Raw genomic sequence first — 11,778 nt, forward strand, 5'->3', positions numbered from 1 at the left:
CCCACAGGGGATGCAGTGAAGCCATTCAGCCCGGCATGCCCGCACCGGGCAGGGCCTTACGGTTTGACGACCTCGACCCCTGCGGGGACCTTGAAGGTGAACGTGCCGTTGTCGAGCCCTTTGTTGACCCTGACGCGGCTGTAGTCGATGCGGGTCTGGTTGCCGGCGGCATCGTGCACGACCGAAGCCCGCACCGGGAAGAGGTCCTGCACGTTCCCCTGGCGCAGAAAACGCTCCACCGCCTCGGCCGAAACCGTCAACTGGAGCCGCGCCAGAACCGTCGTCGGCTTTTTGGGGACCAGTTCCAACTGGTAGTTGCCGTTTTTGTCACGCTGCTCCCTGGCGAAGGAAACGGTAAAATCCCGCGTCACATGCCCCAGGCCGGTCAGGTAGGAGAGCGCAATGGCATTGCCCCCCTTGAACATGTCGGCCACGGAGCTGACCATCACCTGCCGGTTTTCGGGCAGATAGAACCAGACCTGCCTGCCGTTGGAGACGATCTGCTGCTTGGGTTTGGCATAATTGAAGCGGAACATGGCGGCGCTCGAAGCGGGCCGTTTCAGGAACAGCTCGCCGCTGCCCTTCTGTTCGCGGCCGACCCCGGCGATAAGCGTCCGTTGGGAAAAATCGGCGTGAACGTCCTGCAGCCCTGCGTACCCCTTTTCCAGCGCCCCGATCACGTCCTTGAGAGCGGCGGGCTTGTCGGCAGCCTGCAGCGGTGTCCAGACCAAAACCAGCAAAAGCGTCAAACTGCATGCCAGCCAGCGTATCATGAGGTAGCCTTTCCTGAATAAATGCAAAATGGCGAAAACCGGTCGTTGATTCTGCCACAGGAGCGCACCTGGCGCAACCGCTTTCAAGAGGCGTGCTATACCAGCGCAGCGGCATCCACGACGTACACGATGCGGCCGTCTCCCGTGATGGCCCCGCCGGTAAGCCCCGTGACGCGGCTCAACGGAATGCCGAGCGGCTTCACGAAGATCTCCCGCTGGCCGAGCAGGCGGTCTGCGGCCAGCCCCACCATCATGCCGCCCGCCTCGACCACGACCGTCGGGACAAACTCCCGGGCAGCGGGCGACGGTGCCTGCCCGAGCAGGCGATTGAGGCTCCTGAGGGGGACCTGCCGGCCATCGAGCAGGAAAAAGGACTGCTCCCGCTCCTCGAAGATCTCCTCCCGCCTGACCTCGATGGTGCGCGCGACGGCATTGACCGGAAACGAGAGCGTCAGGGGCCCGCACTCCACCAGCAGGGCGTGGATGATGGAAACCGAGATGGGGAGGCGCAGCAGGAAACGGCTGCCCCGGCCCGCCTCCGATTCGATGGCGAGCCCTCCCCCCAGGGCGTGCATGGCGGCCCTGACGGCGTCCATGCCGACGCCCCGCCCCGAAATGTCGCTGACGGTTTCCGCCGTGGAAAAACCGGGGGCGCAGATCAGCATGAGCGCCTCATGCCGCGTCAGGGCATCGGCCTGTTCCCGGCTGAGCATGCCCCGCGCCACCGCCTTGCCGGCGAGCCGTGCCGGGTCCATGCCCCGGCCGTCGTCGCTGACCACGATCGTCACGCAATCCTTGTCGCGGGTCACGACGATGCGAATCGTGCCGAGGCCGGGCTTGCCGGCCGCGACCCGCTCTTCGGGCGGTTCCATGCCGTGATCCACGGCATTGCGCAGGATATGCACCAGCGGCTCGCTGATTTCTTCGAGAATGCCCCGGTCCAGCTCGATCTCTTTCCCCTCCACCCGGAAAAGGACCTCCTTGCCCTGCTTGCGGGACAGGTCGCGCACCAGCCGGGGGAAACGATCGGCGACAAAGGAAAAGGGGAGCATGCGGGCCTGGAACACTTCGTCCCGCAGTTCCCGCAGCAGCGCGGAAAGCCGGGTGAGCGGCTCTGCCAGCTCTGCGCCCTCGCAGCGCAGCGCACGGTCGGCCAGGCGGTAGCGGGTGGTGATCAGTTCGCCGGTGATGGTGACCAGGCGGTCCAGGGTCTCGGTCCTGACGCGGACGCTCTTGAAGGAATCGGCATGCCGGGGCTGGTGCTCGGGGGCCGCCTCGGCCCGCTCGCGGCCGGCGGTTCCCGGTTCGGCATCCGTGGTGACGGCCGGCGGGGGGGTGGCGGGAGTGCCGGCGGGGTCGAAGCCGGCCAGCCGGGTGACCAGGCCGGCGGCATCCGGCAAGCGCTCGTCACCGGTCTCGATGGCCGAGATCATGGCGGCGAGGGTATCGTTCCCCTGCAGCAGGAGATCGGCCAGGCCCGGGCTGAAGCCGAACGCGCCGCTGCGCACCTTGCTCAGCAGGTCTTCCATGCCGTGGGCGAGGTCGGCGATGGTCTGGTACTCCATGGTGGCGGCCATCCCCTTCAAGGAATGGGCATGGCGGAACAGCTCGTCGATGGCGGCCTGGTCGGCGGCGCCATCCTCAAGCCTGACGATCAGTTCGTTGAATACCTGGATATGCCCCCTGGATTCAGAGATGAACAAATCCCGGTATTGGGACATGTCCATGACTCATTCCCCCAGGCTTTTCAGCGCTTCCGCGATCTTTTCCGGACTGAAGGGCTTCTGGACAAAGTACCGGGCCCCCTGGTCCAGCCCCTTCCTGACGATCGCCTCCTGGCCGATGGCCGAGCAGAGGACCACCTTGGCCCGCGGCTTCATCTTGAGAATGAAGTCCAGCAGTTGGATGCCGTTGGCATCGGGCAGGATGATATCCAGAAAGATGATGTCCGGATCGCAGTCGTGGAGCTTTTTCATGGTCTCGATGCCGCTGGCCGCCTCGGCCACAACGGTGCAGCCCTTGTCCCGCAGGATGGTGCCGAGATTGTTGCGCATGAAAAGGGCGTCATCGACGATCATCACCGTAGCATTGCTCATTGCGGCCTCCATTGCGCTGACAACCGGATACATGAACCCAGAAAAGCATGTGCCACAGAGCAGCTGTGGCAGGACTGCCGATTTATAATGAATCTATCCGGTGTGGTGTGAACACCGGAGCGGTGTCATCCCTTGAGTTTGGCCAGGAGGAGTTCGTTCACCACCGCCGGGTTGGCCTTGCCCTTGCTGGCCTTCATGACCTGCCCGACGAAGAAGCCGAACACCTTTTCCTTGCCCCCCCGGTACTCCTCCACCTGGGCGGCGTTGGCGGCGATGATCCCGTCGATGACGGCTTCGATGGCGCCGGTGTCGGAAACCTGGGCCAATCCCTGCTTCTCCACGATCGCCTGGGGGTCTCCGCCGTTTTTCCACATCTCCTCGAAGACCGTCTTGGCGATCTTGCCCGAAATGGCGCCGCTGTCGATCAACGTGATCAGCTCGGCCAACTGGCGCGGGATGACGGGACACGCGGCGATGGCCGTCCCCGAATCGTTGAGCGCCCGGGTCACCTCGCCCATCAGCCAGTTGGACACGGCCTTGGCGTTGTGGTGAAAGGCCACGCACTCTTCGAAATAATCGGCCAGTTCCCGGCTGGCGGTGAGCACCAGCGCATCGTACTCCGGCAGCTCCAGCTCGGTGATGAAGCGCTGCTGCCGATGCTCCGGGAGTTCCGGCAATTCCTGCTGCGCCCGCTGCACCCAATCGGCGCCGATGACCAGCGGCACCAGGTCGGGGTCGGGGAAATAGCGGTAGTCGTGGGCCTCTTCCTTGCTGCGCATGGAACGGGTCGTCCCGCTGTTCGGATCGAACAGGCGCGTCTCCTGGACCACGCTGCCGCCATCCTCGATCAGGTCGATCTGGCGCTGGATCTCGTACTCGATGGCCTGCTTCACGAACTTGAACGAGTTGACGTTCTTGATCTCGGCCCGGGTGCCCAGGGTATCGGAACCGACCGGCATGACCGAGACGTTCGCGTCGCAGCGGAAGCTCCCCTCCTCCATGTTGCCGTCGCAGATCCCCAGCCAGGTCACGATGCGGTGCAACTGCTTCAGGTAGGCCACCGCCTCGTCCGACGAGCGCAGGTCCGGCTCGGAGACGATCTCCAGAAGCGGCGTACAGGCCCGGTTCAGGTCAACCCCGGAGCCATCCTCCAGGCCGGGGACATCGCCGTGGACCAGCTTGCCCGCATCCTCTTCCATGTGGATGCGGGTGATGCCGATGCGCTTTGGCTCCTCCCCTTCCAGTTGGATATCGAGCCACCCCCTGCGGCAGATCGGCTCCTCGAACTGGCTGATCTGGTACCCCTTGGGGAGGTCGGGATAAAAGTAGTTCTTGCGGGCAAAGACGCTGTGGTGGGCAATGGTGCAATTGGTGGCCAGCCCGGCCCTGATGGCGAATTCGACCACCTTCTTGTTCAGCACCGGCAAGGCGCCCGGCAGCCCCAGGCAGACCGGGCAGGTCTGGGAGTTGGGCTCGGAACCGAAGGTCGTGGAACAACCGCAAAAGATCTTTGACCCGGTCTTGAGTTGGGCATGGACCTCAAGGCCGATAACGGGCTGGAATTTCATATATAGTGGCTCCAAAATTAAGTTGAAAGCAGAATATCATAAACCTGCCACAGAGGCACAGAGACACGGAGAACGTCAAAGGCAGAACCTATTTTACATGGATGAACAGGATGAAAGGGATAATACCCTGAAAACCATTGGTTAAATCTTTACGCCTTATCCGGTATATCCTGTTCATCCAATGTAGTGTCCGATTTTGTCCCACTCTGCGTCTCAGTGTCTCTGTGGCAGATTTCTGCCTTTAAATCTCAGCCTTCCGCGTATGCCACTCCGTGGCCTGTTCGAAGGCGTGGCCCGCGCGCAGGATGGTCTCCTCGTCGAAGGGCCTGCCGATCAGCTGCAGGCCGATGGGGAGGCCGGAGGCGGAGAAGCCGGCCGGAACGGACATGGCGCAGGTGCCGGCCAGGTTGACCGGAATGGTGAAGATGTCCGACAGGTACATCTGCAACGGGTCATCGACCTTCTCGCCGATCCTGAAGGCCGGCGTCGGCGCCACCGGGGTCAGGACCACGTCCACATCCCCGAAGGCGCGGGTGAAATCGCCCATGATCAGGGTGCGCACCTTCTGGGCCTTGACGTAATAAGCGTCGTAGTAACCGGAGGAGAGGGCATAGGTGCCCAGCATGATGCGGCGCTTGACCTCGGCCCCGAACCCTTCGCTGCGGCTCTTGGTCATCATGTCGATCAGCCCTTCGGCCCGGTCGCTGCGATGCCCGAAACGGACGCCGTCGTAGCGGGCCAGGTTGGAGCTGGCCTCGGCGGTGGCGATCAGGTAATAGGTCGCCACGGCGTAGTCGGTGTGGGGCAGGGATATGTCGACGAACTCCGCCCCCAGGCGGCGGTAGGTCTCGATGGCCTGGTCCATGGCCGCCTGCACGTCCCGATCGAGGCCGTCGATAAAGTACTCCTTGGGCAGGCCGATTTTCAGGCCCTTGACGTCGCCGGTCAGGGCGGCCGTGTAATCGGGCACCGGCGTGTTGACGCTGGTGGAGTCCTTGGGGTCGTAGCCGGCGACCGCCCCCAGCATGATGGCGCAATCGGTCACGTCCCGCGTGATCGGGCCGACCTGGTCGAGGGAGGACGCGTAGGCGATCACCCCGTAGCGCGAGACCCGGCCATAGGTCGGCTTGAGGCCGACGCAGCCGCAGTGGGAGGCGGGCTGGCGGATGGAGCCGCCGGTATCGGTCCCCAGGGTCGCCGTGGCCTGGCGGGCGGCGATGGCCGCCGCCGAACCGCCGGACGAGCCCCCCGGGATGCGGGTGGTATCCCACGGGTTGCGGGTGACGCCGAAGGCGCTGGATTCGTTGGACGACCCCATGGCGAATTCGTCCTGGTTGAGCTTGCCCACGAGGACGCAGCCGCTGTCGCGCAGCCGTTCCCACGCGGTGGCGCTGTAGGGGGGGATGAAATTGTCGAGGATGCGCGAACCGCAGGTAGTGCGGATACCTTCGGTCAGAAAGATGTCCTTGAGGGCCAGGGGAATCCCCGTGAGCACGTGGCCATCGCCGGAAGCGATGCGCCGGTCGGCGGCCTCCGCCTCGGCCAGGGCCGACTCGGGGGTCCGGGTGATGAATGAACCGACCCGGGGCTCGACCGACTCGATGCGCTCCAGCATGGCCCGGGTCGCTTCGACGGAGGACACCTGGCGCGCTTTCAGCTTCCCGTGCAGTTCATGGATGGTAAGCTCAAAAATATCCATTTGAATAACATCTCCGATTTTTAAGGCATTTCACAGCAAAATTTCGCACGTAACGCAAACGAAACATGGCGGCAACCCTATCGCCAATTTTGCGGCGTATGGTAGGCAACTTGCGTTCTTTGAGCCTTGCGGCCCGCAGACCGGCATGCAGGCGTCATTCGATGACCTTCGGCACGCGGTAGAAGTTGTCCGCCCGGTCCGGAGCATTGGCAAGGGCCTGTGCGACACCGATGGAAGGCTGGGTGGCATCCTCGCGGAAGGCGTTTTCCACCGGAACGGCATGGGAGGTGGGACGGATGTCGGCGGTGTCCAATTCGTTCAGCTTTTCCACATAGCCGAGAATCGCATCCATCTGCCCGGCAAAGAGGTCCGTTTCAGCCGCGCTCAACTCCAGGCGGGCCAGGCGGGCCACATACTCAACGTCGGCAACCGATATTTTCATGACGCCATGCTCCACTAGTAGAGAAATTAGTCCGTGCGAGGACTGTTTTGTAGCATGAAACACGGCGCTTGACAACCACGTTCGCGGCACCGTTCACGGGCGGCAAAGCCCCGTAAAAACCACTTTTTGCTTGACTTTGGTTTTATTTATTGTATATTTTGCACAACTTTTTAGAACATATCCTGAAACAGACGATCCGCCAAAACAGCTATCCTGTTGTTTTATTGTCGCTTTTATTATTTGAAGCGACAACGACCAAAGGGAGCCGATGACACTGTGAACCGTTTCGGAGAATTATCGAAAAAAGCGAGAGGATTCCTTATTACCTTCAGGTTGCCGGTTTGATGCGGGCTACCTGGGGGTATTTGTGTTTTATAGCCATGATTCAGCGGCGGTAATAGCGGTTCCTGACGCCAAATTCGCAATGAAAGGTGGTGATCGCCGAGAACCAATCCAACGGTAACATTATGTTTGCAGCCCGCAGTAGTATCAGCATTCAATAAAAATGAAGGAGGCACACATGAGTATCAAAAAGAGGATTCTGGCAGTTGCAGCAGCAAGCGCCCTCGGCGCCATGGCCGCTGTGCCGGCAATGGCATTCGAGAACGAATTCCACGGCAGCTACACCCTGAAATACTTCCTGTCCAACTACGAAAGAGGCGCTGAAGGCAACGGCGTGATCACCCCCGGCGTCGCATACGCCAACGCCACGCAAAACCTCAAAACCAACAATTACTTCGAGCAGCGCGCCCGCATCTTCTACACCGCCAAGGCCAACGACGATCTGAAACTGGTAACCGCCTTCGAGATCGACTCCGTGTTCGGCGACAGGGCTCAGGGCAGCATCGCAGCCACCAACTCCAACGTTGCTCAATCGAACGTGACCGCCGGATTCCGCAACTCCGGCGGCGCCATGGAATCCGACGCGGTCAACCTGGAAACCAAATGGGTCTACCTGCAGTTCAAGGTGCCCTCGACCCCGACGACCGTCATCGCCGGTATCCAGCCGTTCAAAGACTCCATCAAGGGGATCTTCCTCGATGCCGACATCGCCGGCGTGATCACCTCGACCAAGCTGAACAACGCCACCCTCAACGCAGGCTACCTGCGCGCCTATGACCAGTCCTACTTCAGCGCCAGCAGCGGCCAGACCAACCTGGTGCGCGGCAACGAAAACCTGGACATCGGAGCGGTGGAACTGAAGTACGCCCTGAGCAAGGACGCAAACGTGGGCGGAGCCTACTACATCTATGCCGACGGCCGCACCAACTACGTCAGCGGTGCTGAAAACGGCTCCACCATGGTACACGTCATCGCCCTGACCGGCGACGCCAAGATCGGCAAGGTTGCCCTGAGCGGCTTCGGCGCCTACCAGGGCGGCGTAATCCGCGGCGTGACGACGCAGGGCGACAGCGCCTACCTCAACGCCTTCGCCTACAACGTGGCAGCCAAAGCCGCCGTCGGCCCCGGCACCCTGCGGAGCGCCCTGCTCTTCACCTCCGGCAACGCCAACAACCCCGGCAAGCACTACACCGGCTGGGTGGGCGTCATGCAGTCCCCCAACTCCACTTGGTCCTCGACGAACGGCGCCAACTCCTACAACGAATCGGGCATGATGCTGTTCAACCGCAACGCCGGCGCCCAGGGAACCAGCACCGACTCCTCCCTGGTGTACAACTCGGGCAACGGCACCTCCCCGATCAACGGCCAGGGCCTCTACCTCTACACCCTCGGGTATGATGCCACCATCACCCCGAAGGCCTTTGCCAGCGCCAATGTGGGCCTGGGCTGGGCAGCTCACACCAACAGCCTGAAACCGACCGACAAGAGCCTCACCGGTTCGCCCAAGAACGCTTCCAACTTCATGGGTACCGAAATCAACGTGGAAACCGGCTACAAGATGTATGACAACCTGACCGCCAAGATCCAGGCTGCCTATCTCGTCCTGGGCGGTTACTATGCAAAATCCGCCACCGGCGGCAAAGATCCGGAAAACCCCTACACGGGTCGCGTTGTGCTGAGCTACGCATTCTAAACCGTAACACCTGAAGCGGCACCGAAAGGGCGGGAGCGATCCCGCCCTTTTTTTTTGACATGTCCGGGCTATTTTGCGATAATCCATCGGTTTCCTGCTATTCGGCATTCAATGCAGAGCTGACCGCCCCCAAACAAACGTTCCCCGAAACAGGCTGAGGAGAAACCATGAAAAAAGTGATCGTACTGCTTGCCGCGCTCTTCCTTCCGCTGGCGGCCCTGCCGGCCTTTGCGGCACAGCTGCGGGTGTTCGTGTCCGAGATGAACGCCATCGGCGTCCCGAACAAGGATGAGATGAAAACCACGCTCCAGGCCCTGCTGGCGGCGCGCCTGAACAGCGACAGGATCATGGCCGTCGGCAGCGCGGCCGAGGCCGACGCCGTCGTGAGCGGGACGTACGTGGTCCTGGGCAAGGTCTTCAGCATGGATGCCCTGGCCAGAACGAGCGGCGGCAAAACCCTGACGCGCGCCTACATCCAGGGGGACAGCAGCGAAGAGCTGATTCCGGCGGTGGGGAAGCTGGCGGAGAAGCTGGCCGCCGAGCTGGATAAGATCCATCCCGGGCAACCGGCAGCCGGTGCTCCCGTTGCCGCCGTTCCGGTCGTTGCGGCGGCAGCGCCGCTGGCGGCGCCGAAGTCCGACATCATCAAAAACGAGCAGGTCCGTGTGGCCCCGGCCGGCGATTTCATCAAGCCCAAGGAAACGGAACAGGGCAACACCGGCGGCTGGCTGAGCAAGCGCCTGACCGGCGCCGCCAACCTGGTGGCCCTGGGCGCCACCCTGCCCGACGGCAGCCGGGAGGTGTTCCTGGCCGAGGAGCGCCGCCTCTCCTACTACCGCCAGGCCGGGGAGATGAAACTGGTGGCCGACACGGAGTTCAGAAGCTCCGAGAAGATCCTCTCCCTGGATACCATCGACGGCAGCAAGGGCCTTGAAATCTATGTGACCATCATTCGCGGCGACGAGCTCGCCTCACAGGTCTGGCAGGTGCAGGGCGACAAACTGGTGAAACTGGCCGGAGACCTGCCCTGGTTCTTCCGCGCCTTCAGCCTGGCCGGCGGGCCGAAAAAACTCTACGTCCAGGCCATGGGCCGTGATGCGGACTATTTCGGCGACGTCTTCGAGGCGACCCGCTCCGGCAACGAAATTGCCCTGAAGAACCCGGTCAAGATGCCCCGTTTCGGCACCATCTACACCTTCAACCAGCTCCGCGACCAGGACGGCAAGACGCTCACGGCCGTCATCAACCCGGACGGCTACCTGGTCGTCTACGATCAGGAGCAGAAAGAGTTCTGGCGCAGCAACGACAAGTTCGGCGGCTCGGAACTGTACTTCCAGAAAGAGGACACCGGTGTCAATGCCCGCGTGTCCGGGGAAAAATACCGCTGGGTCTTCATGAACATGCGTATCCAGGCAACCGCCGGGGGCGCCATCCTGGTGGGCAAAAACGACGGGTTCTGGGTGCTGGGCAATGCCCGCTCCTACAAGAAGGGCACGGTCTACTGCTTCTCCTGGAACGGCTCGAGCCTGGACGAGAAGTGGCGTACCCGCGATACCCAGAACTACATGCCGGACTACTATTTCGACGAGGCCAAAAACGAGCTGTTTATCCTGCAGACCGTGCAGCGCTCCGGGATAACCACCCGCGGGGCTTCGTCCCTGGCCATCAAGAAGGTGGAATAACCCACCCCCGGCCCTCCCGACTCCGGACCGGAAAGCCGCACTCCCCTCTGGGCGGCTTCCCGGTCCGAATGCTTTGTACGCGCCGCAGCAGGGGTGTATGAGAACCAATTCTTCCAGGAACAGAGATTCATGACCATGTTATCACCCGACATTTCACTCCCCCGCGGCGTCAGCGACTTCCTGCCGGACGCCGCCGCCAAGATCGGCTTCATCGAAGCGAAGATCCGCCATGTCTTCGAGCTGTGGGGGTTCCGGCGCATCATCCCCCCCAAGCTGGAATACGAGGACGTGCTGACCATCGGCATGGGAGAGGAGCTGAAGGGCAAGACCTACCGCTTCGACGACCGGCAGACCGGGCGCCTCTTGGCGTTCCCGCCGGACATCACCCCCCAGATCGCCCGCATCGTGGCGACCCGCCTCTCCGGCTGGCCCCTGCCCCACCGCATCAGCTACAGCGGACGCGTGCTGCGCCAGACCGAGAGCCAGACCGGCCGCAGCCGGGAGCTCTTCCAGTCGGGGGTGGAACTGATCGGCCTCGACTCGCCCGAGGCGGATGCGGAAATGGTGACCATGGCGATCGAGGCCATGCAGAAACTCGGCTTCGACAACTTCAAGATCGATCTGGGGCAGGTGGAGTTCTGCCGCGGGATCATGGCCGCCTCCGGCCTGGAGGGCCAGCCGCTGCGGGAGTTGCAGGAGGCCATCGCGCGCAAGGATGCGTCGGCCGTGTCGCGGGTACTGGCCGCCAGCACGGTTTCGGATGCCTCCCGGCGCGAGATCGCGGCCCTGCCGCGCCTCTTCGGCGGCCGCGAGGTGCTGACCGAGGCCGAAAAGGTGGTGGTCAACCAGCGTTCCCGGGCGGCGCTGGCGAATCTGCGCCAGGTGCTGGACATCCTGGACATCCACGGGGTCGGCGACCACCTGACCATTGATCTGGGGGAAACGCGCGGCCTTGGCTACCATACCGGCATCACCTTCGAGGGGTTCGTCGGCGGCCTGGGCGAACCGGTCTGCAGCGGCGGCCGCTACGACAACCTGACGGCCCGCTACGGTTTCGCCGCCCCGGCCACCGGCTTCACCTTCAACGTGCTCAGCCTGCTCCAGGCCCTGGAGCGGCGGCCCGAGGTCGAGGCCAGCACCACCCGGGACTTCCTCTTGTTCAACCGCCGCGACGACCGGCGCGAGGTGCTCGAAGTCGCACGCCTCCTCCGCTCCCGCGGGTATACCGCCGCCCGGGACATCATCCGCCGGGACTATGAAGACTCGCTGGCCTATGCCAGGCGCATGAACATCCGCAGCATGCTGGTCATCGGGGACGAGGCGGGCGGCGATGCCTATACCGCCGTGCGGGTCCGCGACGGCAAACGATTCACCATCAGCAAAGAGATGATGCTGACCGAAAATCTTGTTACTTTTATTGAAGAGACAGACTGTTGAAACACTCAGGTTGTTCAAAAATAGTCGGATCGTCGCACCCGCTCGA

Annotated in this window: 9 protein-coding genes; 3 read left to right on the forward strand and 6 right to left on the reverse strand. The window is 62.6% G+C overall.

Annotation, left to right across the window (positions count from 1 at the left end):
* Nucleotides 1-56 precede the first annotated feature (56 nt).
* From FO488_RS16475 to gatC, 6 genes are all read right to left on the reverse strand, one after another.
* Entirely contained in the window at nt 57-773 is a 717-nt protein-coding gene (locus FO488_RS16475; protein ID WP_149211552.1) for an outer membrane lipoprotein carrier protein LolA, read from the reverse strand.
* A gap of 95 nt (nt 774-868) precedes the next feature.
* Complete coding sequence (locus tag FO488_RS16480) at nt 869-2,500, reverse strand: chemotaxis protein CheA (protein ID WP_149211553.1); 1,632 nt, start codon at nt 2,498-2,500, stop codon at nt 869-871.
* Between the two features lie 3 nt (nt 2,501-2,503).
* Nucleotides 2,504-2,869, reverse strand: a complete 366-nt coding sequence (locus FO488_RS16485) for a response regulator (RefSeq protein ID WP_149211554.1) — start codon at nt 2,867-2,869, stop codon at nt 2,504-2,506.
* A gap of 125 nt (nt 2,870-2,994) precedes the next feature.
* A complete protein-coding gene (gene gatB / locus FO488_RS16490; RefSeq protein WP_149211555.1) occupies nt 2,995-4,437 on the reverse strand; it encodes an Asp-tRNA(Asn)/Glu-tRNA(Gln) amidotransferase subunit GatB in 1,443 nt (480 codons plus the stop codon).
* A 241-nt stretch (nt 4,438-4,678) separates the two neighbouring features.
* Nucleotides 4,679-6,136, reverse strand: a complete 1,458-nt coding sequence (gene gatA, locus FO488_RS16495; protein ID WP_149211556.1) for an Asp-tRNA(Asn)/Glu-tRNA(Gln) amidotransferase subunit GatA — start codon at nt 6,134-6,136, stop codon at nt 4,679-4,681.
* Nucleotides 6,137-6,290: 154 nt separating this feature from the next.
* On the reverse strand, nt 6,291-6,578 hold the full coding sequence (gene gatC, locus FO488_RS16500; protein ID WP_149211557.1) for an Asp-tRNA(Asn)/Glu-tRNA(Gln) amidotransferase subunit GatC: 288 nt from the start codon (nt 6,576-6,578) through the stop codon (nt 6,291-6,293).
* 520 nt (nt 6,579-7,098) lie between these two features.
* Here gatC and FO488_RS16505 point away from each other — a divergent pair.
* From FO488_RS16505 to FO488_RS16515, 3 genes are all read left to right on the forward strand, one after another.
* Nucleotides 7,099-8,613: a hypothetical protein gene (locus FO488_RS16505; protein WP_149211558.1), complete on the forward strand. Its 1,515-nt coding sequence runs from the start codon at nt 7,099-7,101 to the stop codon at nt 8,611-8,613.
* Between the two features lie 167 nt (nt 8,614-8,780).
* Nucleotides 8,781-10,295, forward strand: coding sequence for a VCBS repeat-containing protein (locus FO488_RS16510; RefSeq protein WP_149211559.1), 1,515 nt, complete (start codon nt 8,781-8,783; stop codon nt 10,293-10,295).
* A gap of 129 nt (nt 10,296-10,424) precedes the next feature.
* Nucleotides 10,425-11,732, forward strand: a complete 1,308-nt coding sequence (locus FO488_RS16515; RefSeq protein WP_149211560.1) for an ATP phosphoribosyltransferase regulatory subunit — start codon at nt 10,425-10,427, stop codon at nt 11,730-11,732.
* Nucleotides 11,733-11,778 lie beyond the last annotated feature (46 nt).

Source organism: Geobacter sp. FeAm09, assembly GCF_008330225.1.
In the GTDB taxonomy this organism is placed as follows: Bacteria; Desulfobacterota; Desulfuromonadia; order Geobacterales; family Pseudopelobacteraceae; genus Oryzomonas.